General features: G+C 58.1%; 22 protein-coding genes and 1 tRNA gene. 8 read left to right on the plus strand and 15 right to left on the minus strand.

The genetic code is table 11. The features are described from left to right. Positions 1–13 precede the first annotated feature (13 nt). Entirely contained in the window at positions 14–898 is an 885-nt protein-coding gene (locus ACXAET_RS00065; protein ID WP_475179221.1) for an N-acetylmuramic acid 6-phosphate etherase, read from the minus strand. 168 nt (positions 899–1066) lie between these two features. Between ACXAET_RS00065 and ACXAET_RS00070 the strand changes: the two genes are divergently transcribed. The 8 genes from ACXAET_RS00070 to ACXAET_RS00105 all read left to right on the plus strand — a co-directional run bounded on the left by ACXAET_RS00070 (position 1067) and on the right by ACXAET_RS00105 (position 9980). Further along, the gene (locus ACXAET_RS00070; RefSeq protein WP_475179224.1) at positions 1067–1942 is read left to right on the plus strand and encodes a glucosamine kinase nucleotide-binding domain-containing protein; all 876 of its coding nucleotides are present in this window, start codon (positions 1067–1069) and stop codon (positions 1940–1942) included. Beyond that, positions 1929–2678 (plus strand): GntR family transcriptional regulator, encoded by a 750-nt coding sequence (locus tag ACXAET_RS00075; protein ID WP_475179228.1) that lies wholly within the window; start codon positions 1929–1931, stop codon positions 2676–2678. The genes ACXAET_RS00070 and ACXAET_RS00075 overlap by 14 nt, the downstream gene beginning before the upstream one ends. Positions 2679–2697: 19 nt before the next feature. Continuing rightward, a complete protein-coding gene (locus tag ACXAET_RS00080; RefSeq protein WP_475179232.1) occupies positions 2698–3726 on the plus strand; it encodes an SIS domain-containing protein in 1029 nt (342 codons plus the stop codon). Then, entirely contained in the window at positions 3723–4859 is a 1137-nt protein-coding gene (gene nagA / locus ACXAET_RS00085) for an N-acetylglucosamine-6-phosphate deacetylase (protein ID WP_475179235.1), read from the plus strand. Before ACXAET_RS00080 ends, nagA begins: the two co-directional genes overlap by 4 nt. A gap of 115 nt (positions 4860–4974) precedes the next feature. Continuing rightward, positions 4975–5049, plus strand: a tRNA-Gly gene (locus tag ACXAET_RS00090). Between the two features lie 128 nt (positions 5050–5177). Then, positions 5178–6998, plus strand: a complete 1821-nt coding sequence (locus ACXAET_RS00095; protein WP_475179239.1) for an ABC transporter transmembrane domain-containing protein — start codon at positions 5178–5180, stop codon at positions 6996–6998. A gap of 156 nt (positions 6999–7154) precedes the next feature. Then, positions 7155–9044 (plus strand): acyl-CoA synthetase, encoded by a 1890-nt coding sequence (locus ACXAET_RS00100; protein ID WP_475179242.1) that lies wholly within the window; start codon positions 7155–7157, stop codon positions 9042–9044. A 12-nt stretch (positions 9045–9056) separates the two neighbouring features. Then, entirely contained in the window at positions 9057–9980 is a 924-nt protein-coding gene (locus ACXAET_RS00105) for an alpha/beta hydrolase (RefSeq protein WP_475179246.1), read from the plus strand. A gap of 4 nt (positions 9981–9984) precedes the next feature. On the opposite strand, the gene ACXAET_RS00110 is transcribed toward ACXAET_RS00105, so the two are convergent. The 14 genes from ACXAET_RS00110 to ACXAET_RS00175 form a co-directional block, all read right to left on the minus strand. Then, the gene (locus ACXAET_RS00110) at positions 9985–10821 is read right to left on the minus strand and encodes an alkaline phosphatase family protein (RefSeq protein ID WP_475179248.1); all 837 of its coding nucleotides are present in this window, start codon (positions 10819–10821) and stop codon (positions 9985–9987) included. A gap of 155 nt (positions 10822–10976) precedes the next feature. Further along, complete coding sequence (locus tag ACXAET_RS00115) at positions 10977–12614, minus strand: ABC transporter ATP-binding protein (protein WP_475179251.1); 1638 nt, start codon at positions 12612–12614, stop codon at positions 10977–10979. Continuing rightward, entirely contained in the window at positions 12611–13426 is an 816-nt protein-coding gene (locus ACXAET_RS00120; RefSeq protein ID WP_475179252.1) for an ABC transporter permease, read from the minus strand. Before ACXAET_RS00120 ends, ACXAET_RS00115 begins: the two co-directional genes overlap by 4 nt. Next, positions 13423–14379 carry an ABC transporter permease gene (locus ACXAET_RS00125; protein ID WP_068335986.1) on the minus strand — a complete coding sequence of 319 codons (957 nt, stop codon included), beginning with the start codon at positions 14377–14379 and terminating at the stop codon, positions 13423–13425. Before ACXAET_RS00125 ends, ACXAET_RS00120 begins: the two co-directional genes overlap by 4 nt. 15 nt (positions 14380–14394) lie before the next feature. Then, on the minus strand, positions 14395–15981 hold the full coding sequence (locus tag ACXAET_RS00130) for an ABC transporter substrate-binding protein (protein WP_475179258.1): 1587 nt from the start codon (positions 15979–15981) through the stop codon (positions 14395–14397). Between the two features lie 125 nt (positions 15982–16106). Continuing rightward, a complete protein-coding gene (locus ACXAET_RS00135; protein WP_475179261.1) occupies positions 16107–18098 on the minus strand; it encodes a CocE/NonD family hydrolase in 1992 nt (663 codons plus the stop codon). Positions 18099–18149: 51 nt separating this feature from the next. Further along, positions 18150–19253, minus strand: coding sequence for a glycerate kinase type-2 family protein (locus ACXAET_RS00140; protein ID WP_475179263.1), 1104 nt, complete (start codon positions 19251–19253; stop codon positions 18150–18152). Continuing rightward, the gene (gene dtd / locus ACXAET_RS00145) at positions 19253–19690 is read right to left on the minus strand and encodes a D-aminoacyl-tRNA deacylase (protein WP_475179265.1); all 438 of its coding nucleotides are present in this window, start codon (positions 19688–19690) and stop codon (positions 19253–19255) included. The genes ACXAET_RS00140 and dtd overlap by 1 nt, the downstream gene beginning before the upstream one ends. A 23-nt stretch (positions 19691–19713) precedes the next feature. Further along, positions 19714–20382 (minus strand): nitroreductase, encoded by a 669-nt coding sequence (locus ACXAET_RS00150; RefSeq protein WP_475179269.1) that lies wholly within the window; start codon positions 20380–20382, stop codon positions 19714–19716. A 103-nt stretch (positions 20383–20485) separates the two neighbouring features. Further along, a complete protein-coding gene (locus ACXAET_RS00155) occupies positions 20486–21571 on the minus strand; it encodes a TFIIB-type zinc finger domain-containing protein (RefSeq protein WP_475179272.1) in 1086 nt (361 codons plus the stop codon). A gap of 35 nt (positions 21572–21606) precedes the next feature. After that, on the minus strand, positions 21607–22755 hold the full coding sequence (locus ACXAET_RS00160) for an SPFH domain-containing protein (RefSeq protein ID WP_475179277.1): 1149 nt from the start codon (positions 22753–22755) through the stop codon (positions 21607–21609). Positions 22756–22776: 21 nt separating this feature from the next. Continuing rightward, positions 22777–23685 (minus strand): DUF2927 domain-containing protein, encoded by a 909-nt coding sequence (locus ACXAET_RS00165; protein ID WP_475187014.1) that lies wholly within the window; start codon positions 23683–23685, stop codon positions 22777–22779. A gap of 61 nt (positions 23686–23746) precedes the next feature. Next, positions 23747–24937 carry a toxic anion resistance protein gene (locus tag ACXAET_RS00170; RefSeq protein WP_475179280.1) on the minus strand — a complete coding sequence of 397 codons (1191 nt, stop codon included), beginning with the start codon at positions 24935–24937 and terminating at the stop codon, positions 23747–23749. Between the two features lie 32 nt (positions 24938–24969). Next, positions 24970–25884: a 5-bromo-4-chloroindolyl phosphate hydrolysis family protein gene (locus ACXAET_RS00175; RefSeq protein WP_475179283.1), complete on the minus strand. Its 915-nt coding sequence runs from the start codon at positions 25882–25884 to the stop codon at positions 24970–24972. Between the last annotated feature and the right edge of the window lie 133 nt (positions 25885–26017).

The following is a 26017-nucleotide window of genomic DNA, read 5'->3' on the forward strand; positions in this document are numbered from 1 at the left end:
GTTAAATTTGATTTCAGTCCCGTGCCAGTGCGGCATTCATTAATCCGTTTGTCGCCTGAAGGCGTGCATGTGCTTCGTCCAGCGACAGGGCTTTGGCGGCAATAAGAATGGCGGGTTTTACGTCCCCGTGCGCAGTTTCCAACGCCTGTTGCGCGGTGGCAGTATCTACGTCGGCGATCCGGGCAACGATTCCGGCGGCGCGTGCCCTCAGCTTGTGATTGTCGGCGCGCAGATTGACCATCATCCCACGATGCACGTGGCCAAGCTCGATTGCCATCAGCGAGGACAGCATGTTCAATGCAATCTTTTGCGCTGTGCCAGCACCCATGCGTGTAGAGCCCGAAATCAGTTCGGGCGGTGTTGCCAGAAAAATTGGAATGTCGGCACCCAACAACAAAGGGCTGTCCGCGTTGTTGGCGATCCCAATTACGGTTGCCCCCTGCGCGCGGGCGATGTTCATTGCGGCCAAGGTGTAGGGCGTTGACCCGCTGGCGGAAACGGCGATCACCGAGTCCTTGTCCTCAATGGTGCTCAGCGCCTGTTTCAAGCCTTCGGTTGCGTCTTCCGAGTCGCCGGGCATCTCGACCCCGGTGGGCAGGCCGCCAGCCATGTGAATGCGTAGACGGGCGGGCGGGATCGAGAATGTGCCACCCAATTCCTGCGCGTCTGCTGCAGCCATCAGGCCGGATGATCCAGCGGCCACATAGTGCAGCACACCTTCGCTGCGTATGGTTTCTGCCATCGCTGCGGCGCCTTGAGCGATGTAGCCCAAACCGTCGCGAACGACCGCGGCTGCAGCGATCTGACCCTCGGCCAGCGCGCGTGCAGCTATGACCAAATCGCCTTGGGTCAAGTGTTCGGCATCAGGATGCAGTTGTTCTGTAGACGGCAGCGTCAAGAGAATCCTCCCCGGTTCTGCATATACAATACCTATTTAATACCACTTGTCCAGATTTTATTTTCCTCCAGTTTTGGTACGTTATTCGGGTGCTTTTTTCGTCTTTGCGGGCTAATTTTCACGAATTAGGGCTTTCGCGGAGCTTAAAGGTATTATAATGGTATTGTCATGACTGAGTCTCGGAATAATGCCGTTTTGGCTGTTGATGGTGGGGGAACGCGATGTCGTGTTGCCTGTATGATTGATGGCGTGGTCCATTCTGTCGAGACCGGAGCGGCCAATGTCTCAACCGATTTTGATGGCGCGCTTGCGCAGATTCGGTCGGGTTTAGATCAGGTGTCGGATCGAATTGGTGTTCTAGGGGCCAAGATGCTTGGTTTTCCGGCCTATGTCGGTTTGGCGGGCGTTACTGACAAACAGATTGCGCAGCGGCTGCGGGATGCGTTGGGGTTAACCTGCGCGCGGGTCGAAGATGATCGGCCCGCCGCAGTGCGCGGGGCATTGGGTGCGCAAGATGGCTTGATTGCACATTGCGGAACCGGATCCTTCCTCGCCATCCAAATACACGGCGCAATGCGTTTCGCCGGGGGGTGGGGGTCGGTTCTGGGGGATGAGGCGTCGGCCCAATGGGTCGGACGCCGAGCATTGGCTGAAACGTTATGCGCCGTTGATGGAACGCGGCTTGAGACGGGTTTAACGCGAAAGCTGCTGGGTGAATTGCGCGGCGCGGCGGGCATTGTGCGATTTGCCGGAACGGCTACGCCCGCCCAGTTCGGGGCGATTGCCCCTGCGGTCACGTCCGCGGCGCAAACCGGCGATACCGCTGCTGTTGAAATCATGCGAGCCGGGGCGGACTATCTGGAAAGAACAGCAAGGCGCTTAGGGTGGCAGGCAGGTCAGACGATCTGTCTGACCGGGGGGATAGCGGGGCACTATGCCGACTACCTGCCAGATGACATGAGGTCCGCCATTCGCCCGCCGCTGGGTGAGCCGCTGACCGGCGCGTTGGCTTTGGCAAAGGAGGTCCGGCATGAGCATCTCTGACTTTTTGCGGTCTGACTTGTGGCTGAGCCCGGACAAAGGCCCGCGCTATGTTCAGTTGCGGCATCGTCTGCAAGAAGGGATCGACAGTGGTGTTCTTCCGCCTAACTCTTCGCTGCCATCGGAACGGGAACTGGTTGAAATCACGGACCTTTCTCGGGTCACAGTTCGCAAGGCCATTCAAGAGCTTGTGCAGGAAGGTTTGATCGAACAGCGTCAAGGGTCGGGGTCCTTCATTCGTGATCGTATGCCGCGGGTCGAGCAATCGCTGACACATTTAACTTCGTTCACCGAGGACATGGCCAGCCGCGGAATGCGCACGACGTCCAAATGGCTGGAGCGGGGCGTCTTTGCACCGACCCCCGAGGAAATCGAGGCATTGAGCCTTGCAGAAGGTGAGCAGATTTCGCGCATCTACCGCCTGCGCGAAGCTGACGGGCGTCCGCTGGCGCTGGAGCGCGCCGCCCTGCCGCTCGACATTCTGCCCAACCCTATCGAGGTCACCACCTCGCTCTATGAGGTTTTGGACGATTTGGGTCGGCGGCCCGTGCGTGCGGTGCAAAAAATCTCTGCCGTCAATCTTGCTGCGCCCGAAGCAGATTTGCTGGACGTTCCCGAAGGCGCCGCGGGGCTGAACATCGAACGAATTTCATTCCTGAAAAACGGGCGGGTCGCGGAACTGACCCGATCTCTCTATCGGGGCGACACCTATGACTTTGTCGCCGAATTGCGGTTGTAACCGGAAAGGCCGGAAAAGCATGTCAGAAAACAGCTCGAAAATGCGGCAGGAGATTTTGGAAATCCCCGACGCGGTTGATCGGTTGCTAAGCCAGGGGGCCGCCAACATTCAGGCCGCGTCGAATCTGATGAAAGAGGTCGACCCCCGGTTTTTGATCACCGTTGCGCGGGGGTCGTCGGATCATGCTTGTACCTATCTGAAATATGCCAGCGAGTTGCTGTTGAACCTGCCTGTTGCCTCGGTCGGGCCATCGGTCAATTCGATCTATGGTGTCGATCTGCGCGCAGATGGTGCGCTTTGCCTGTCGGTGTCGCAGTCGGGTCAAAGCCCAGACATTGTGGGAATGACCCGATCGTTGAAGTCCTCAGGGGGGCTGACCGTTGCGATAACAAACAACACGACCTCGCGTTTGGCCGAGGTGGCGGATGCGGTCTTGCCCCTACATGCGGGCCCAGAGCTGAGCGTGGCTGCAACCAAAACATTCGTCACCTCACTCGTCGCGGGTCTATGGGTGTTGGCCGAGGTCAAGGGCGATGGTGAATTGATCACAGCGATAAGATCCTTGCCGGCCCATCTGGCGCAGGCCGCGCAGTGCGACTGGTCTGCTGCGGCAATGGCGATCACGGGCCGGTCGTTGTTTACCTTGGGCCGGGGCCCTTCTTTTGCCATGTCCAATGAGGCTGCGCTGAAGATCAAGGAAACCTGCCAGATTCACGCCGAAAGCTATTCGGTCGCCGAAGTACTGCACGGTCCGGTCTCAATCGTCGAAGAGGGGTTCCCGACCATCATTTTCGCAGCAGCCGACGCTGCAGAGCAGGCAACGGCCGAGGCCGCCGATGCGTTGGCGGGCAAGGGGGCCGCTGTGTTTGCTGCCACCGACAAGGTGCGCAAGGCCAAAAGTCTGCCAGTAATACGTACCGGTCACTGGCTGATCGATCCCATTGCCACCATCACCTCGTTTTACAGCATGGTCGAAGCGGTCGCGCTTGCCCGCGGAATTGACCCCGACGCACCGCGGCATCTCAGGAAAGTGACAGAGACGGTATGACCCCTAATTCAGTGACATATCGCAACGGTACTGTGTTTGATGGCGAATCCGTGCATTTCAACCATACGGTTACCTTTCGTGATGGCACGCTGTCAGCGATCGTACCTGACCAGACGGGAAGCCCGGAAGGGCAGGTCATCGACCTGAACGGCGATATCCTGTGCCCGGGTTTCGTTGATCTGCAGGTAAATGGCGGCGATGGAGTCATGTTCAACGATGACCCATCGGTCGAAACCATACGGAGGATCGCCAAGGCACATCGACGGTTGGGTGTCGCGGCGCTGCTACCAACCCTGATCACCGACACGCCCGAGAAAACCGAAGCTGCCGTCGCGGCGGCGATACAGGCGGTGCAGGCCGGCGTTCCGGGGGTGGCCGGGCTACACCTTGAAGGGCCACACTTGTCGGTAGCGCGCAAGGGGGCACATGATGGTGCTTTGATCCGGCCCATGGAGGATGCGGATTTGGCAGCGTTGCTTCAGGCGGCAGAGAACTTGCCCTGCCTGAAAGTGACGCTGGCACCCGAATCCGTCTCGGAGCAGCAGGTTCAAACCTTGTCTGACGCGGGTGTTCTGGTCTCGCTGGGCCATACCAACGCGGATTTCGCGACATGCCAACGCTATGCCAAGGCGGGCGCGCGCTGTGTCACCCATTTGTTCAACGCGATGAGCCAGATGGGGAACCGCGAACCCGGTCTGGTCGGGGCGTGCCTTGCAATTGGCGGGTTGTCGGCCGGGATGATCGCTGATGGCATCCATGTCCACCCCGCGGTGATGCGTGCGGCCTGGGCCGCCAAAACCGCACCCGGTCAGATCTTTTTGGTAAGTGACGCGATGGCAGTTGCGGGCACGGATCACGCCTCGTTTGATCTGGAGGGCCGTCGAATCACACGGGCCAACGGGCGTTTGACGCTTGAGGACGGAACGCTGGCTGGGGCCGATTTGGAATTGACCACGGCCATTCGAGTTTTGGTGACTCAGGTCGGTGTTCCGTTGCAAGACGCGCTGGCTGCGGCCACGACATATCCGGCATCCCTGATCGGGACGCCCTTTGCGCGCCCCTTGCGTTTTCAGTCGATGATCCGGATAGCGTCGGATCTTTCCGCCTGCACATGGCTGTCTGAGAACGACTAACCGGTCGGCATCGGCCTTGTCCCATGCGCGAAGTGGGCAGGGCGCAGAAATTGCTTTCAGTCCTCGAACTGCGCTTGACGACACTTGGCGCTTCGCTTAAACCGACCTTCGCTGAGCGGGCGTCGTATACTGGCTATTACCTCAGCCTTCCAAGCTGATGAAGCGGGTTCGATTCCCGCCGCCCGCTCCAAGTCAGCCTTAAAATCCTGCGTCAAATGGCCCTGAGGGGATGCCTATTCATGACGCGCGGCTTGACCCCGCCGTTTGCTGCCGCCAAGAAGCGATCACTCAAACGCGAACATGATTTAAAGGCCACGCATGGCAAGAACCGCCTCAGCCAGTCCGGCACAGCAATCTGCACCCGGCGCAAGCGAAGAACGCGCCGGATCGAAGAAAATTGGCGTTCTTGCGTCGCTGTGGCCGTTTATGCGCCCGTATCGACTTTTGATGGCCAGTGCGATGGTGGCGTTGGTTCTGACGGCGGGCATGACCCTGACCTTGCCATTGGCGGTGCGGCGTGTGGTCGACAATTTCCGCATTGAAGACGGCGAGCTGCTGGATTGGTACTTTCTGGCCGCCCTTGGCATTGCCGCCTTTCTGGCCATTGGCACAGGTCTGCGCTATGCGCTGGTGACGCGATTGGGCGAGCGTGTCGTGGCCGATATCCGCAAGGCCGTGTTCAGCCGCGTTATCGGCATGAGCCCCGAATTCTACGAACGTATCATGACCGGAGAGGTCCTGAGCCGGATTACCACGGATACGACGCTGATTCAGTCTGTTCTTGGCTCGTCTGTTTCCATCGCATTGCGCAACGTCCTGCTGTTCGTTGGTGGTTTGGCGCTGATGCTGCTGACCTCGGCTAAGCTGACCGGCATGGTTTTGCTGCTGATCCCGTTGGTGGTGGTGCCTATCCTGCTTTTGGGTCGGCGGCTGCGGGTGATCAGCCGGGAAAACCAGGATTGGATCGCGGCTTCATCTGGCAACGCGGGCGAGGCATTGAGTGCCGTGCAAACAGTTCAGGCTTTCACCCATGAACAAGCCAGCCGTACGCAGTTTTCGGACATGACTGAAACGTCGTACAAGGTCTCGCTGCACCGCATTCGAACGCGTGCGGTGCTGACGGTGATTGTGATCTTTCTGGTGTTTTCAGGAATTGTTGGCGTGCTTTGGATGGGGGCCAATGATGTCCGCGACGGCGTGATGACCGAAGGGGTTCTGATTCAGTTCGTGATCTATTCGATCATCATGGCCGGCTCCGTGGCGGCCTTGTCCGAAATCTGGAGCGAGTTGCAGCGTGCCGCAGGCGCGACCGAACGGCTGGTCGAACTGCTCAATGCGCAAGACACGGTCAGCGATCCTGCGGAGCCCATTGCGCTGCCTATCCCTGTTAAGGGTGAAATCCACTTTGATGACGTGACTTTTCGCTATCCCTCACGCCCCGAGATAGTGGCGCTTGATCACATGACCTTGCAGATCAAGCCCGGCGAAACCGTTGCCTTTGTCGGACCGTCCGGGGCGGGTAAAACAACTGTCATCCAGATGATCCAGCGGTTCTATGACCCGGCCTCGGGGAAGGTCACGCTGGATGGTGTCGATCTTAGCAACATCGACAGGGCGGATTTCCGTCGCCATATGGCACTTGTGCCGCAGGACCCGGTGATCTTTGCCGCCTCGGCACGCGAAAACATCCGCTTTGGGCGTTTGGATGCGACCGATGCTGAGGTTGAGGCCGCCGCCCGCGCGGCCGCAGCACATGATTTCATCGCGACCCTGCCAGACGGCTATGACAGTTACGTAGGTGAGCGTGGCGTCATGCTGTCAGGTGGCCAAAAGCAACGTATCGCAATTGCCCGTGCAATCCTGCGGGACGCGCCGGTTTTGCTGTTGGATGAGGCGACCTCAGCCCTGGACGCAGAAAGCGAACGTGCGGTGCAAGGTGCCGTGGACAAGATGCGCGCTGGGCGCACCACTCTGATCGTGGCGCATCGGCTGGCGACCGTCAAAAAGGCGGACCGGATCGTTGTGCTTGAGGCCGGGCGCATCGTGGCCCAGGGCACACATGATGATCTGGTGTCGCAAGACGGGCTTTACGCCAGGTTGGCGCGTTTGCAATTCACTGATGGCGTGGCAGCCGAATGATGTGACGCAGGGGTAACACAAACCGCTCCGCAGCGTAATTCTATCCCTTTAGGCTCTTCACAGTTATGGCATTTCTTGAACCTGGGCGGTTTTACTTCCATCTTTAAGGTGGAGAAAAACCTGTGCCGGACACGGGAGAGATAAGGGAGGAACCAGATGGCCTTTGTGGGTTTGGAAGACAAGGTGCGAATGGAGCAGGAAATGCCGTGGGAGGACCGAGATGTTCCGGTCACCCTTCACCAGATGCTGTCGCGGACAGCCGGAAATTTTCCAAACAGCAATGCGATCAGCTTCCAGCTGTTATCTGGTCCGACGGACAAGGCGGAAACGCTGACATGGTCCGCGTTATTGGGCAAGGTCAACCAGGCGGCGAACCTGTTCCGCTCACTTGGTATCGGTGAAAAAGATGTCGTGGCCTACGTGCTGCCCAATTGCAACGAGACACTTGTTGCAATGATGGGGGGTGCGGTTGCCGGTATCGTGAACCCGATCAACCCGTTGTTGGAACCCGAGCAGATCGCCGCGATCCTGCGTGAAACCGGGGCCAAGGTGGTGGTGACGCTCAAGTCCTTCCCGAAGGCCGATGTTGCGCAAAAGGTCGAAGAAGCGGTGCGCCACGCGCCCAAGGTCAAAACCATTCTGGAGATTGACCTCAATCGCTATCTCACGCCGCCGAAATCATGGCTTGTGCCGCTGTTGCGCCCAAAAATGGGGGACAAGGTAAAACTGGCCCATGCGGATTACAAAAACTTCAACAAAGAGCTGGCCAAGCAACCCGCGACGCTGACGTTTGAAGACAGCAAAGAGGATCGGGTCGCCTGCTATTTCCATACAGGCGGCACGACAGGCATGCCCAAAGTGGCGCAGCACACATATACTGGCCTGATCTACAATGGCTGGCTTGGCCACACGCTGTTGTTCTCGGAAAAAGACGTCATCATGTGCCCACTGCCCATGTTCCACGTCTTTGCAGTCCACGTGATCATGATGGCTGCGGTCTCGTCTGGTGCGCATGTGGTCTTCCCAACCCCGGCCGGGTATCGCGGCGATGGTGTCTTCGACAATTTCTGGAAACTGATCGAACGCTGGAAAGTCAGCTTCATCATCACGGTTCCAACAGCGATTTCCGCCAAAATGCAACGCCCGGTGGATGCTGACATCTCAAGCGTCAAAACTGCTTTCTCGGGTTCCGCCCCTCTGCCTGTCGAGCTGTTTCGCCGTTTCGAAGAAGCAACCGGTGTGACCATCGTCGAAGGCTATGGCCTGACCGAAGCGACCTGTCTGGTCTCGTGCAACCCGGTTGACGGAGAAAAGAAGATCGGTTCAATCGGATTTCCCTTCCCCTACACCGATGTGAAAATCCTGCAAGACGGACCAGACGGGCCCAAGGAATGCGGACTGGACGAAATTGGCGAAATCTGTGTGTCGAACCCGGGCGTCTATGTCGGCAACACCTATACCGAGGCGGACAAGAACCAAAACCTCTACCATTTCGACAAGTATCTGCGAACGGGCGATTTAGGGCGGTTTGACGAAGACGGCTATCTTTGGATCACGGGTCGCGCAAAGGACCTGATTATTCGTGGTGGCCACAACATCGACCCGGCCGAAATTGAAGAGGCCCTGCTGGGCCATGACGCGGTTGCCTTCGCAGGGGCCATCGGCCAGCCTGATGCGCATTCGGGGGAAGTGCCATGCGCCTTTGTCGAATTGGTCGACGGCGCCACCGTCACCGAAAAAGAGTTGATGGAATATTGCAAAGTGCAAGTCCACGAACGGGCAGCGCAGCCCAAGCATATGACCATCCTGGACGAACTGCCAAAGACAGCAGTAGGCAAGGTGTTCAAGCCGGAGCTGCGTAAACAGGCCATAACCCGCGTATACAACGGCGCGTTGGAAGAGGCTGGGCTGACCGCGCGCGTTGTTGTCGTGATCGACGACAAAAAGCGCGGCCTCGTCGCGCAGCTTGACGCGAACGGCTCGGCAGAGGACGATGTCAGCAAAGTGCTGGGATCGTATACCCGGCCATGGGAATGGGTCGCCTGACCGGGAGGGATAATGGATTATGAGCGTCTGATTGACGAAGAAACATGGGCGTTCATAAGGCGCACGGCTGAAAGCTATCCTGACGATGCGGTTGATCTTTCCATTGAAGATCAGCGGCGGTTGTACAACACCATGTGTGAGGATTTTCGCCAGCCCCGACCCGACGGAGTGGATGTGTTGGACAAATCCGCTGATGGTGTGCCAGTTCGGGTCTACACAGCCGGAGATCCAACACGAACCGTCGTCTATTTTCACGGCGGCGGTTTCGTGGTTGGTGGACTTGAAAGCCACGATGACGTTTGCGCTGAGATTTGTATTCAGTCTGGGTATCGGGTGGTTGCTGTCGATTACCGCCTGTGCCCTGAATACGTCCACCCGGCGCAATTTCAGGACAGTTGGACGGCGACGAAATGGGCGGAACAGGAATTCAACGATCCCTTGATTCTTGCCGGGGATAGCGCTGGTGGCAATCTGGCTGGTACCGTTGCGCATTATGCGCGTGGGCGGCTTGGGTCCCTGCTGGGTCAGGTTCTAATCTACCCCGGGCTGGGCGGGGATGCGACCGCAGGTTCATACGTGGAACATGCTCATGCGCCGCTTCTGACGCTGGAAGAGATTCATTTCTATGAAAAGGTGCGTTGCGCCGGCGATGTCCCAAAAAATGACCCAACATTTGCGCCGTTGCAGGATCGTGATTTTTCGGGCCTGCCGCCCACCGTCGTGTTTACTGCTGATTGCGATCCGCTAAAAGATGATGGTGCGACCTATTGTGAAAAGATCACCAGCGCAGGCGGAAGGGCCTATTGGGTCAACGAACCCGGCCTTGTGCACGGCTACCTGCGCGCACGCAATTCAGTGAAACGCGCCGCAGACAGTTTTGAACGCATCTCGGTCGCGATCGAGGCACTGGGCCAGCAGGTCTGGCCTTACGACTGATCCCTCAGTTCAGGAAGGGCGTGGCCTTCATTGTATCGGCAATCGGCGCGCCCATACGATGCAAGATCGTGGGCGCAAGCTGCAGCTGGTCGATCGTTACACCTGCCTCGGGGCCGTCGGCGTCTCCGAAATAGTACAGCGCGGTTTCCTGTTGCAACGTACTGCGCCCGCCATGATGGCCGCGCTCATCCTGACCGTGGTCGGCTGTCACAATAACCTCATAGCCCATTTGGCGCCAACGGGGGATAAAGGGGGCCAGCATCTCGTCGACGACGAAACAGGCGTGGTCCATTTCTTCGCAATCGTGGAAGAACCGGTGGCCCATGCTGTCCAGCGTGCAGGTGTGGAGTACGCCGTAGTCCAATCCGAAACGCATGCAGAGATTGGTTAATGTGCCAAAAAGATCAACATCAGATGGTGTCATCTGGTTGGTCTTGCCGTAACCCGTCATCGTATGAAACCGGCCGTGGTTTATCGTCTTGCTTTCGGGCTCGTCATATTCAATGTCGCGGACGTAGTCGAAGGGGTGACGGTTGAAGAATTGCGACCAAAAGCTGTGGGTGACGGCCCCGGTCACACCTCCGGCCTCACGCACCTGGCTGAACACGTCCTTGTGGCTTAGTCGAAAAACGTTGCCGTTCCCGGTGCAGCCATGTTCCTGCGGGGGAACGCCCGTATGGATCGAGGCATAGCAACTGGCCGAAATTGACGGCAGCACCGAGCGGTGTTTCCACACGCGCGCGTCGCCGCTGTCCACCCAGCCTTCGAGATTGCCGAACAAGCGGCGGAAGTTGCGCCATGGCACGCCGTCCAGAATGATCAAAAGAACTTTACGGTCCATGTTTGGGCTCTTTGGTCGGTTGTCTTGCGGGTGATCTTACGCAACCGTATTTGTTGCGGTGATCCATTTGCGTCCAAAACGTCAAATTCCCGACGCAATCCAAAGGTGTGACGCCGGGAATTTCATGTCGTGTCGCGATGTCGAAAAAAAGTGGGTCAGTTCCCTGCGCTTTCCATCTTGCGATGGGCGACAACCTCTTCCAGCCAACCCAGATGCATCTCGGGGACCGAGCTGAGAAGCAGGTCGGTATAGTCGTCAAATGGCGGGCTAAGCACCTCGGACTTGGACCCGTACCGCACCACGCGGCCTTGATACATCACCGCGATACTGTCGCTGATCGCGCGAACTGTCGCCAGATCGTGGGTGATGAAAAGGTATGCGACATCCTCGATCTTTTGCAGGTCCAACAGTAGTTTCAGGATGCCATCCGCGACCAGCGGATCAAGGGCCGAGGTCACCTCATCACAGATGATCATCTTGGGCTTTGCTGCCAGTGACCTTGCGATGCACACTCGCTGTTTCTGGCCGCCCGACAGTTCGGCAGGGTAGCGATCCATAAAACTCTCGCCCAGTTCGATCTCATCCAGCAGTTCGATGATCCGCTTGCGCTTTTCCGCGCCGCGCATGTTGAAGTAAAACTCCAACGGGCGGCCGATGATCGTACCCACGGTTTGACGTGGATTCATCGCCACGTCCGCCATCTGGTAGATCATTTGCAACTCGCGCAGGTCTTCGCGGGTCCGGCCTTTCAAATCAGCTGAGAGCTTGCGCCCGGCAAAGGTGATCTCGCCATCGCGCGGCGGCAACAGGCCGGTAATCACCCGCGCCAGTGTCGACTTGCCGGACCCGGATTCGCCCACAACGGCCAGTGTCTGCCCCGGATGCAGATCAACATTGACGTTGTGCAGTACATCGAAGTTCAACCCTTTGTAGCGGGCGGTGATACCTTCGACGCTGAGTACGGGTTCCGGCGTTGGTTTCTTTTCCTCATGTTCGATTGAACGAACGGAAACCAGCGCCTGTGTATACTCCTCTTGCGGGTTGTTGATGATCTGGTCGGTGTGGCCGTACTCGACCGTATTGCCCATGCGCAGAACCATGATGTCATCGCTCACCTGCGCCACGACAGCCAAATCATGCGTGATATAGAGCGCGGCAACGCCGGTGTCGGCAATAGCCTCTTTGATCGCCATCAGAACGTCGATCTGGGTGGTCACGTCCAACGCCGTGGTGGGTTCATCGAAGACCACCAGATCAGGTTCAGGGCACAGCGCCAAAGCGGTCATGCAGCGTTGCAACTGACCACCCGAAACCTGATGCGGGTAACGATCGCCAATGTTGTCCGGGTCGGGCAGACCCAGCTTTGCAAACAGCTCGCGTGCGCGGGCTTCAGCCTCTTTTCGGCTGAACTTTCTCTGTTCAACCGCAGCCTCGACCACCTGGTCCATGATCTTTTTGGCAGGGTTGAAGGAGGCCGCGGCGGATTGCGACACATAGGTCACCTCACCCCCGCGCAGCTTGCGGATGTCGCCTGTAGATGTTTTCAGAATGTCGCGTCCGTTGACCCACACCTCGCCGCCGGTGATCTCAACTCCGCCGCGCCCATAGGCCATTGAAGCCAGACCAATGGTGGATTTCCCAGCCCCGGATTCACCGATCAACCCCAGGACCTTGCCGCGTTCAAGGTCAAAACTGACCCCGTGCACGATCTCGATGTCATGGGGTTTTTCACCCGGCGGATAAACAGTCGCGCCGATCTTGAGGTCGCGGACCTTGAGAAGTGTATCACTCATCCCCGGCCTCCTTTCAGCGATGTTGTTCGGTTCAAGACCCAATCGGCCACAAGGTTGACTGAGATCGCCAGTGTGGCAATCGCGACTGCGGGGTACAACGCAGCACCGATACCATAGACGATGCCGTCCTTGTTCTCTTTCACGATGCCGCCCCAATCTGCCAGCGGCGGCTGTACACCAAGGCCCAGGAAGGACAGGGTCGAGACAAACAGAACCATGAAGATGAACCGCAGGCCCAGTTCCGCAACCAGCGGCGATAGGGCGTTCGGCAGTATTTCGCGGAAGATGATCCAGCTTTGGCCTTCACCGCGCAGCCTTGCGGCTTCGACATAGTCCATGACGGCGATATCGACCGCGACCGCTCGGGCAAGACGATAGACGCGCGTCGAGTCAAGCAAACCCATGACGACGATCAGGACCGGTACGGTTACAGGCACCATCGCCAGAACCACTAGCGCAAAGATCAGCGTAGGAATCGACATGATCAGGTCCACTGCGCGTGACATGGCCTGATCTGCCCAGCCGCCCAGGACAGCGGCCAGAAAGCCAAGGATCGAGCCGGTTACAAAGCTGAGGATCGTAGCCGCAGTCGCGATAAAGATCGTCGTGCGCCCGCCATAGATCATGCGGCTGAGAAGATCGCGTCCGATATTGTCAGTACCCAGCCAGAATTGCGCACCTGATGGTTCCCACACGTCCCCAACAACTTCTGCCATGCCATATGGCGCCAGCAGAGGGGCAAAGATCGCGATCACAAAGTACAGCGCTGTAAACGCCAGCCCGATTAAAGCCGAGATTGGGATATTCTTCATTTCGGATGCCTCAGCCTTGGGTTGGCCAGAATGGCAACGATGTCTGCAACCATGTTCAGCCCGATGTAGATCGCGGCAAAGATAACGCCGCAGGCAAGCACCACAGGAACGTCTCGCTTGGTCACGTGGTCCACAAGGTACTGCCCCATACCGGGATAGACGAACACCACCTCAACCACGACAACGCCGACAACCAGATAAGCCAGGTTCAGCATCACGACGTTGACGATTGGTGCGACTGCATTGGGAAAGGCGTGGCGATAGATGACTTGAAAATTGCTCAGCCCCTTGAGTTCAGCCGTTTCCACATAAGCCGATTGCATTACGTTCAGGATTGCGGCCCGGGTCATGCGCATCATATGCGCCAGCACAACGAGTGTCAGAACAATGACCGGCAAGGCAATCGAGTTCAGCTTTTGCCCCAGTGTCATGCTATCGTTGATCATCGCCAGCGGTGAGAACATGCCCAGTTTCACAGCGACGAAATAGACCAGCACATAGCCGATCAGAAACTCGGGGATCGAAATGGTTGTAAGCGTTACAGCCGAAATCAGTTTGTCGGGCCAGCGGTTGCGGTAGCGCACGGCCAGCAAGCCCAGAAAGATTGCCAGCGGAACCGATACGATGGCAGCCCAGAACGCCAGAAACAGTGTATTGCCCAATCGGTTGCCAACCGACTCGGCGATATCCAGTTTATTGGTCAGGGATGTCCCAAGATCGCCCTGAACAATACCGCCCAGCCATTCAAAATAACGGGTCAGGGCAGGACGGTTCAGCCCCATTTCTTCGCGAAGGTTTGCAAGGGCTTCGGGGGTTGCGGCTTGACCAAGGACCGCTTGCGCGGCGTCCCCGGGAAGGGCTTCGGTGAGGCCGAAAATCAGAGCCGATGCACCAAAGAGTAACAGGAAACCCAGCGCAAGGCGCTGGGAAACCAGTTTGATGATGGGATGCATAATCCGTCTTCCGTATCAGGCAAACCACATTTTGCGGGACATGTTGCCATTCATCATCTCTTGGGTTGGGTCACTTTCCCAGCCTTGCAGCTGATTGCTGACCCCTTCGATGAAGTCGTTAAACATCGGGCAAATCAGGCCGCCCTGATCACGCACCATCATGCCCATTTTGCTGTAGATGTCCTTGCGCTTGTCGTTGTCCAACTCGGCGCGTGCTGCAAACAGCATCTCGTCGAATTCCGGAACCTTGAAGCGGGTGTCATTCCAGTCGGCCGTCGACAGATACGCGGTCGAGTACATCTGATCCTGCACCGGACGACCGCCCCAGTAAGATGCACAGAAGGGCTGAACGTTCCAGACCTCAGACCAGTAGCCATCGTTGGGCTCGCGCTTGATCTCCAGCGGGATACCCGCCTGCGCCGCGGTTTGCTGGAACAGGGCTGCGGCATCCACGGCACCCGGGAAGGCACCATCGGCAACACGAAGGATGATCGGCGATCCGTCATGGCCGGACTTCTTGTAGTGCTCGGCTGCCTTTTCAAGGTTGAACTCGCGTTGCGGGATAGATCCGTCAAACAGCGGATAGGCCGCGTTTACAGGCATGTCATTGCCCACAGTTCCGTACCCACGCAAAATCTTATCGACCAAATCTTGACGGTTGATTGCGAATTTCAACGCCATACGCAGTTCGTTTTGATCAAACGGCGCCGTGTCGCAATGCATGATGAACACATAGTGACCGCGACCCGCCGTTGAGTGCACCGTCAAGTTGGGCGCACGACCCAGCAGATCAGCGACTTTTGGCTCCACACGGTTGATTGCGTGCACCTGACCTGACTGCAACGCTGCGGTCCGGGCCGTTGCGTCGTTGATCACGACAACCTCAACACTGTCGAAATTCCCGAAATCCGGGTTCCAGTGGTTTTCGAACTTTGTATACAGGTGACGCACGCCGGGCTCGTCCACTTCGACCTTGTATGGTCCTGTACCGATACCAGCCCCCGGGTCATCCATGCCGCCGTTTGGCTGAATGATCAGGTGATAGTCTGCCATCAGATAGGGCAGGTCGGCGTTCGGCTCAGTCAGCGTAACCTGGAAATTGTCGCCGTCGGCCTTCATCGACTCGATGCCCTGCATGATGCCCAGAGCGCCAGACTTGGAGTCTTCGTTCGAGTGACGCTCCATAGTCTTCAGCACGTCTTCGCTGGTCATGGTTTTGCCATTGTGGAACTCAACACCCTGACGCAGCTTGAAGGTCCAGACCTTGGCATCAGCGCTGCCTTCCACGCTTTCCGCCAGACGGGGTTCGATTGAACCATCGGGCGCAACCTCGACCAGTTGGTCGCCAAACTGCTTGCCGTTCTGAAACGGAACCGAGCTGGCATAGGTTGCCGGATCCAGTGAGTTGGTGGACTCACCGCCTTGCAGGCCAAACTTTAGGTCGCCGCCCTTGTTTGGGCCAGCCGCGCGCGCGGCGTTTGCGAACATCGTGCTGGCCATCGCCGCCGAGACACCCAGAGCCGTCGCTTTACCCATAAATTCGCGGCGGGTCAGCTTACCGGCTGTAACCTGTTCGGCCATGTGAGTGATTTGTTCGTTCATTCAAAGATCTCCCGGTTGAATGGATTATCAGCCCTTGATGGGCTTTTTTTTGACGCATGAGTCAAATTAGGCGTATTTCGGTCGGGCGGGCAAGGAGAAATCTCTGGCCCGGATTGGCCCGAAAATCATATCAGATCACGCGGAATCGCCTCCTTGTGCTCCTTCGTTGAGACCAGGTTTTCACCGTCATAGGCTTTCATCATTGCTGTTAGGTAAAAGGTCGTCTTGTCGGCCCACATTTCGCAGGACGTCTCGGTGCGCAGATGGATGTCGTTTCGGCGGATCTCTTGCGTCCAACTGCAAATGCCGCGCGCGGACAAGGGATCGTCAGGGTGAATTTCCCAACGCTCGTAGGCTGTGCCGCCGTGAATCAACCCGTGATCTTCGTTTCGAACCAGACCAAAATCATCTTCAATGATCATATGGGTTTGGCCCGAGTTCATATCGACCTCAACCCGCCTTGAATTTTGCGAGGCGCGCAAGATCGTCTGTTCCAGCGGCGCAGCAGATGACGCAGGCGGGAAGACATATGAGTCATCGCCCGCAGGACGCTGCGGCACGGTCACGTCCCCCCCGGTCAGGTGAAGTTCGGTCTTTTCAGGCGAAGGCCAGATGAGCGGCCAATAGGCGGTTGAGATCGCAATCCGTAACCGATGACCTTTGGGCACGCGATAGGCGATATGGTCCAGCTCAAACGAGATATCATAGACCTTGCCCGGCGTCAGAGGTTCAGGTTCAGCATGGCTGTCCCGATGGGTCAGGTTCAGTACACCATATGTGATGCGGGTCGAAGCGCCATCGGGATGCAAATGGTTCAGACGCACGGCAATTTGTGCTTGCGGCCGATCCGAGCTGAAGCGCAGGCGAACACGGGGCGCGCCAACGATATCCAGATCCTCGGTCAGGGGGTCGCCATCGAAAGATGCCGATAACGCGTCGTCGGTACGTTGATCTCCCGGCATGTCCGGGCCTAGCCAAATGGCGCAATACTCACCGCCCTCCATCCCGCAGGTTTGCGGCGAGCTTATTTTTGTATCCAGCGGGCCATCCTGACCCAGACCAATATCCGACAATCGTAACGTCAGTCCCGGCAGGTGAGCGGTGGCGCCGTTCTGTTCGGTAAGCCAGCGCCCCGCCCGTTCGCTGTACCAACGCTGCGGTCTCACCCCGTCCATCAGATAGGCGCGATAGTCGGGGTCATTCTCAACACCAGTGTCGAGACCTTTCAGCCAGTGATCCCACCAACGCAGAGCCTCTTGCAAGAAACCGATCCGAGGTTCCGGAACCGCGAAATGAGGGTATTTATGCACCCAGGGGCCGACGATGCCCTTGACCGGAGCATCCAGATTTTCCACCAGCAGCGGCACGGTATTCTTGTACGCATCGCCCCAGCCGCCCACAGCAAGGGTCGCTGCCTGGATCGCGCCAAAGTCCTCACACACAGAACCATGTTTCCAATACGTGTCCCGCCGTTGATGACGGAGCCACACAGATGGCAGAAAGGGCTCATGTTCTAGGCGGTCCAACCACAGCGCGCGCCAGTTCGGGCGCAGGTCCGGGTCCGGCGGGCGGGATGAGTACGACCACATGGTCGCACCCCAGCCCAGGTTTTCGTTCAGCAGACAACCACCCTTATAGTGGATGTCGTCTGCATAACGATCGGCGGTCGAGCACAAGGTTATGATTGCCTTCAGTGGCGCGGGCCGCATCGCCGCAACCTGCAAGGCGTTGAAACCACCCCAGCTTATGCCCATCATGCCGACATGCCCGGTGCACCAAGGCTGTGCGGCCAGCCATTGAATGGTTGCAACAGCATCGTCCAGCTCTTGCTGGGTGTATTCGTCCTCCATGAACCCTTCGCTGTCGCCATTGCCGCGCATATCCACGCGGATGCAGGCATAGCCGCGTTCAGCGAACCACGGATGCGTCAGCGCGTCCCGAGCCGTGGTTCCGTCGCGTTTTCGGTAGGGCAGAAACTCCAGAATAGCTGGCACCGGGTTTTCCACCGCATCCGTCGGACGCCAGACTCGTGCGGACAAGCGGCAGCCATCAGGCATTTCAATGCCGACATCGGGAAGGTCTTCGATATTCCGTAGCGTGTTTACAGGTGCCGCCATTGCTGTACTCTCCCGAGGGTTTTCGATCTGGGTGGTATCAAAATCGTCAGATCAGTCACGGATTGCGACAAGTAGGTCCATCACATTCGTTCCCGTTGGCCCGGTCACCAGCAATGCTCCCGCATTGTCCAGAAAGGTGCCGCTGTCGGCCTGCTGCAAAGCCTCTTCAGCGCCGTCGCCCCATGTGGTCCCATCAATCACCGCGCCCGCGGCCCGGGTTGGGCCGTCTGTGCCATCTGTACCTCCGACAACCACTGTTATGCCATCACAGCCCGAAATCTCACGCGCCAAGGCAAGCGCAAGGGCTTGGTTGCGCCCACCTTGTCCCGGATTTTCTGGCAAGACGACAGTCGGCTCTCCACCAAACACCATGACACCGCTTGGCATGTCGCGAAGGCGTTTTCCAAGTGTTTTAGCGACGCGCAGGACGTCTTCATGCAGGCATTCTTCGTTGGCGTGCACCGCAAGGCCTTCGCTTTGCGCCATTTCAACCGCAGCCGCGCGGGCATGCGCATTTGACGCCACAATCTGCGTGCTGGCCTGAAAGCCAAACTCATCTGGTAGCGCGCCAATTCCTGAACCCACAACATTCAGATCATCACCCGGCACATCGGAAATCGCCAGAACGGTCGCCAGCTGCCCCTTGAAATGCGACAGCAGCCCACCGCCCTTGATCCGTGACAACTTGCGCCGTTCTGCATTCATCGCCGTGATGTCCAACCCTTCGGCCAGCAGCTTTTTATTCAACTGCTCTAGATCGGTCAGAGTTTTTCCCGGCAGCAGATCCTCGGCCAAGGACGAAGCACCGCCTGAAACCAGCAAGAGCAGATGCGAGTCCGGACCCATGGCCTCGACCGCTTCACGCAAGGCCCGACCGCCCTGAAGGCTGCGGGAGTCTGGGACGGGGTGCGCGGCCTCGATCACGGTGACATGGTCTGGCAAGTCACGCCCATGGTCGTCCTTGGTGACAACCAATGTCGGGCGCTCTCCAAAATGTACCAGCGCCGCGCGCGCCATGGCGGCTGCGGGTTTGCCAACTGCCAGTATCTGATCAGGTTCAGGGATGCCCTGCAAAACCTTGCTGGTTGCGGCGTGGCCGCCAACAGCGTCAACACCAGCCTGCCAGATGCGAATTGCCTGTTCTTTTTTGTTCATTAACTTTCTATCCAAATGGTGACCGGTCCATCATTGACCAGCTCAACCGCCATATCCGCGCCGAATTCCCCTGTTTCGACAGGAACGCCTTGGGCCTGCAACCGCTGTGCGAACACTTCGTACAGATGTTTGCCGATAGCCGGCGGTGCAGCCCCGGAAAAGCCGGGCCTGTTGCCGCGTGACGTATCGGCGGCCAGTGTAAACTGGCTGATCACCAAAGCCGAGCCTTTGACATCAACCACCGACCGGTTCATTTTCCCTGCGTCATCCTTGAAAATCCGCAGCTTGGATACCTTGGCGGCAAGCTGCTCTGCCTTGGCCTCATCATCATCCTGCATCGCACAGACAAGGATCATCAGACCCGGCCCGACCTGACCGACTACCTGACCGTCAACCGATACACTGGCCTTGGAAACTCTTTGTAAAACTGCGCGCACGGGCGTTCTCCGCTTCGTTTATTCTATCCGACCCAATCGACGACCTCGGCCAGATCAGCGCGGTCAGTACGAAAACCGTTGGCCGGGTGGTTTGTATCCGCATAGCCAAAGGATATTGCGCACAAAATCATTCGATCTTCCGGAATATCGAAATAACGCCGCAGGAAGGGACTGTAGGTTGCCAGTGCTGCCTGCGGGATCGTGGCCACTCCAAGCGCTTGTGCGGCCAAGCAGAAAACGGTGATGAAACCGCCACAATCGAGCGCACCATAGCCCCCAAGCTCTGCCGGGCTGGTGAGGATCGCGCAATGAGGCGCCCCAAACAGCGAAAAGTTCTCCATCATCTGCCGGGCCGAGGCTGCACGATCACCGCGCTCAACGCCCACCGCCTCGTACAAAGCCCAACCGCAAGCGCGGCGGCGGTCCTGGTACATACCAGTATAAGAAGTTGGAAAGGGCAGGTCCGGAGAGGGGGTGCCATCCGCCGCCTCGGCAAGCATGGCTGTCCGGAACCGATCGGTCTCTTCCCCGCTGGTGACGATGACGTGCCAAGGTTGCGCGTTGCACCAACTGGGGACACGTGTCGCGCTGTTGAGAATTTGTTCGATCTGATCTTTCGGAACCGGGTCGGAGAGAAACGCCCTGCACGAGTGGCGCGCGGTCAGCAATCGGTTCAGATCAGATAGCGTCACTCTGGCCTCTCCCTCAGCGTTGACGCGGCGCAGAATGGCCCCGGGTCACGAGAAGTTCAAGCGCCAAGATCGCTTGTTTCAGATGCGACGGGTTGTGCCAGCCTTATTGGCCCGTTGCCACAAGATAGCCGATGAAAGCGGCAACAAGCAGCCCCAGTACAACCGCGATAGTGATCTTGATCGCCGACCAGGGCCTTTCGCCCTGAACGCGGCCGGTGCGCCCGTTGACGACAAACCGATATGTCTGACCGCGAAACTTGTAAGCGGCCATCCAGACGGGCAACAGGATGTGCTTGAAGGTCACGTTGCGCACATCTGTGTCAATCGCGTGTATGCGCTGACGGTCTCCACCAATGTCAAAACGAACGTCCCGTTCGATCACCCGCGCCATGTATCCGCGCGCCTCGGTATATCCGTCCGGCAATTCAACCGTGTAGGCCTCGGCCCGGAACCCGGCCAGGTATTCTGGTTGATAAGGCTCCAGCGCGGGCAAATCCCAGGGTTCCAGCGCGTCGGTATAGGTTTTTGGCAAAGACTGGGATGCAAGAACCAGAACATCGTCAAAGAACCGCTTTACCCGCCCGGATTTCGGAGACCAGCGGACTTTGGGCACCTGTTGCTGTACGCGTTTTCCATCACGCATGACGGTGCGCGTTTCGTAGTAAACGGTGCCACGCTCACCGCGATAGCTGGACTGCGTGTCTGCATCAAACGTCCAATAGGGGACGTAGATACCTTGCATCCTTCGGCCTTTGCGCGCGTAGTCCTTCAACCCGTTGGGTGCAAACCAAAGACGCCCCAGCCAATCCCCCATTGCCTTATGTGCCGCACGCTCATCCAAGGCGAACGGCAACACGCCCTTTGGTTTTATGTGTCGATTGACCCCGGTGTCTGTGACCACAGGTGTTGCACAGAACGGGCATTCAGCCGCGTGGGTGGCAGGGTCAAACTCGACCTGAGCCGCACAATTGGGGCAGGACAGAACACGGGTTTCCTCGATCTCACTGTCCGGTAGCCGGTCCGCAATGGCGGCATCGAAATCCAGCTCTTTCAGGCTGGCACCACCCCAGGGGCCGGCACCGATTGCCTCGGTATGCCCGCAGTGGTCACAAGTCAGACTGCCGTCACCGGGGTTGAACCGGTAATCAGCGCCACATTGCTCGCAAGGGAATCTGTGCTCTTCGGTCATCGGGCAGCCCTATTCTTGCGCTGACGTCTGAAAGATCAGGCTCCGGGCGGAGGTGGCGGCAGGATCGTGAACAACTGCGCCAGCTCCTGCACATCTCCGGCCTTTTTCCAGCCGTCCTGACCAGCGGTCCAGACATGGGTGTCGCGCGTGATTTCCCCATCCGTGGCCATCCGCCCCATCTTGGCCTTCGAGAAGGGGCCACTGGTCTGACCATCCACCGCGATATGCCAGACATGCTCAACCGGCGGAGGTGGCGGCGGTGCCGCATGCGCTGCCGGTTGCGGGGCAGCGGGCGCGGAACCGCCCCACGGGCCGCTTGGTTGACCCGCTGCCATGTTTGACATTTGGTTGGCCATCGCCATCCCCATACCCATGCCAAGACCGGCGCCCATGCCACCGCCCTGGCCCGGGTTGTTGGCGGCGGCTGTCATTGCCTCAGCGGCGGAATACTGAGTGAACTTGCCCAAGTCACCCGCCAACCCCATCGATGTCCGCTTGTCCAGCGCCGCCTCAACCGCAGGCGGCAGTGAGATATTTTCGATGTAGAACTCAGGCATTTCAAGGCCGTAGCCGTCAAGAACCGGTGACACCTGGGCCGCGATCAGCTTGCCCAGATCGGCTGTGTTGGCAGCCATGTCCAATACCGGAATACCCGACCCGGCAATTACGCGGCTGAATTCCTGCACAATGATGTTGCGAATCTGGAAACTGATCTCATCCATCGTGAATTCACCATCGGTACCCACGATCTCGACCATGAACCGGGCGGGATCCTTGACGCGGATCGTGTAGGTGCCAAAGGCCCGAATACGCGTTGGGCCGAATTCGGGATCGCGCAACATGATCGGGTTCTTGGTGCCCCATTTCAGATCATTGAACCGGGTCGTGTTGACGAAATAGATCTCGGACTTGAACGGAGACCGAAAGCCGTGATCCCAATGCTGCAATGTTGTCATGATCGGCATGTTGTTGGTTTCAAGCATGTAAAGGCCCGGCGTGAATACATCCGCCAGTTGCCCCTCATGCACGAACACCGCGGCCTGACCTTCGCGCACGGTCAGTTTGGCACCGTATTTGATTTCATGGCCTTCTCGCTGAAACCGCCAGACCATGGTGTCACGGGTGTCATCGACCCAGTGAATGACGTCGATAAATTCTCCACTCAGAAAATCGAAAATACCCATCTGGATCTCCTTTGCTTGGGCTCAGAGCTGTTGGCCCATCAATTCTCGCGCAATGATACGAACCACGGGGCGGGCGGCCTCAACCGTCACGCCCGGCTGAAGGCGCGGGTCATAGAGCATTGTCAGCAGTTTCTCATCATGGCTGGTCAGCAGCGCAAACTCATCATCATCGTTGAAAATCGAGGGTCGCGCGGCAGGGCTGTCATTCGATAGCCCCAAACCCTGCGCGATCTCTTCGTGAATGCAGCTTTGTCGCAGCAGGTCGGGCAACTCGGTCCGGATCAGCGTCACCGCCCGCACATAGCGGTGCGGTGCGGTGCTGGTGGCCGAGGCAAAAACAAAACAGTCAATATTCGCGCGCGGATTGGCGACAAGGTCCAGCAAGGCCTGACTGATATTCGGGATCAGTTGTTTGAGGCGCGTCACCACGAATGCGCTGTCATCTTTGCCCGCGAAAAACACGTGAAAATTTGCCTTGCGATTCACAACCGAAATCGGATGGTCCGTCAGCCTGGCTAACCTTGCTGAATAGGCTTCAACCTGTGCGGCATCCTGTTCGCGCGCAGCGGGCGCAACGGATGGGGCAAACTCGGCCTGAATGCGCACCGGACCGGTCCAACGGCTGAGTTGCCCGTCTGTTTGCCGGGATGACACGGTCACTGCATGGTCGGGATATTCGCTGTAGAAGGCAATAACCTCAAAGTTGCGCGCCAAATCGTCGGCATCATAAGGCGCGTCCGGGCCACCACCATCTATGCGCAAAAGGCCGCGAGTCAGCAGATCACGCTCGACCCGTTGATAAAATCGGGCCAAGTCCTGACTGGCCGCAGATGGGGCAGCATAGGCAGTCGGTTCAGGCGCAAGAGCAACCGGGCGTGGTTGCGGAGCCACCGAAGACGTCAGCGCTTCATCGCAATTGGCCAGTGCCATCAGCACCGCCAAGCCCAGAAATGGCTTGTGATATCCCGATACCCGCACCCGTCGCCCGCCGTCAGCCTGGTACTGCCGTTCCGGCATTGTCGCCAATCCCGTCTTGTCGTGCTTTTGCGGCGGCAAGCGTGTCGCGCAGTTCAGCCTCCATCTTCTGCAACTCCTGCTCGGCTGCGGCGCGTTTGGCTTTGCCCTCGTCCGCTATGGCCAGGCTTTCATTGATGGTACCGATCAGGTCGGCATTGGCTTGTTTGACGGCTTCGATGTCGAACACACCGCGTTCCATTTCTTCGCGGATCATCTTGTTGGACTCGCGCAGGTTGGCCGCGTTCGAGGTCAGCAGTTCATTGGTCAGATCATTGGCGTCACGCACGGCCGTGGCGGCCTCGGCACTGCGTTGGATCGTGACAGCTTGTGCCAATTGGGTTTCCCAAAGCGGCACCGTATTAACCAGGGTCGAGTTGATCTTGGTGACCAGCGATTTGTCATTTTCCTGAACCAGCCGGATCGACGGCAGCGATTGCATTGTAACCTGACGGGTCAGTTTCAGGTCATGCACGCGGCGTTCCAGATCGTCGCGTGCGGCGCGCATATCGCGTAACTCCTGCGCTTTCATTACCTGTTCGTCTTCGGGCGCGGCCTGAACCTCGGCCTCTTTTTCCGGGATGTCATGGCTGTCCAGCTCGGTCAGCTTCTCTTCACCTGCCGCGATATAGAGTGCAAGTTCGTCATAGAACCCAAGCGTTTTTTCATACAACAGGTCCAGCGACTTGATGTCCTTCAGCAGCGTGTGTTCATGGCTGAGCAGGTTGTCGGTGATCCTGTCGATCTGGCCCTGAACCTCTTCGTATTGAGCGGTAAACTTGGCGAAAGGGGCGGCTCTGCCTAGCAACTTCTCCCACCAGCTACGTTCGCGGCGCACGTCCAGTTCACTGACCGAAAATCCCCGGATGGTGGTCACGATGCTGCGCAGACTGTCTCCGGCGGGACCAACATCCTTGTTGCGAACATCCGCCAACATCGCCTGGCTGATTTCCTGCAACTCAGCCTGAGCGGACGATCCGAAAGAAACGATCGAGTTGGTGTTGCCCATGTCGATCTCATCCATGCGCTTGCGGATTTCGGCGCTGACGGGTTCGTCAGCCTCTTCAAGCGAGATAAGCTCTGCCTTGGGTTCCGGCAGGGCCACGGCCGTCACCTCCTGCACCAGCGTTTCTGCTTCGACAGCCTTATTCTTGATCTCATCGGACATGGGGAAAATCCTCTCTCAAAAAATCTGTACGGCTAGTCCAGCCGAACACCTTCGCGCTGCAGCCGTTCGCGCAGCACGTCAATTTCAACCGTCAGATCGCTGCGGTCATCCAATAGCATTTTTCGGGTGCGGGCCGCGAAATTTTGTTCGAGATCGTCCAGAAGGGACGTGTAATCAGCCAAGGCCTGGGGATCACGGGTCCGGGCATAGACGTCGGCAAACTTCACCGTCGCGTCCCGCGCGCCCTGCAGGTATACGGTCAGGTATTTGCGCGCACCGGCCAGATCGCGCGGGTCTTCTTCGACCGTACGGAAAAGATCGCGGGCGGTGTTCTGGAATCGTTCGACCCGCGCCTCAACCCGCCGGTCGCCCGCCCGTTTGACCGCGTCCGTCATCGCGGAAAGGTGCGTTTCAGCGTCTTTAAGCACACGGACAACGCGATCCTGCTGAAAGGTGTCGATCCCTTCCATGCCCTTATCTTTCATCGGGTCCAGGCCGAAAGACACGGAGTGCAATGCCGTTGCGACCAATCCGAACAGGATCGGAGCCAGCAGACTGGTCTGCGTAGTAGTCTCGGCATCCAGATACTCGGTCCGGTACGCGGCAAGCGCGGCCCCAAGCCCGGTTAAAGCGCTTGCGAAAATCTTGCGGGGAAACGCCGGGCGACGCGCGGCGCGGCGCGCGTTGTATTCTGCTTCGGCGCGCAATCCTTCGCGCAACAGAAACGCCGCGGCGGTCAGCAGACCCGCTGCGATCAGACCAATGGTCATACCGATAGCGCCGTCGTTCAGCGACAGAAAGACCAAGGGAATGGCTGGAACAAACAGAATGTTCGCTCGGGCACCTGCGGGTTCAACACGCGCACCTTGAAACTGCCCACGCTGCGACTGATCATCATCTGATCCGCCGCCTTCGGGGCTGAACTTTCCGCCATACCGTTTCGCCATGTGCTACAGGCCCCCCAGCACGCCGGTGCACACACCAAACAGCAGCACCAAAAGGGCCGCGTAGGCCAGTTTTTGCACTCCGGTCCCTGACATTGCGCCCCCCTGAACAGCAGCTTGCAGAAAATTTAGAGGA

Source organism: Ruegeria sp. AWH4_226, from assembly GCF_056159225.1.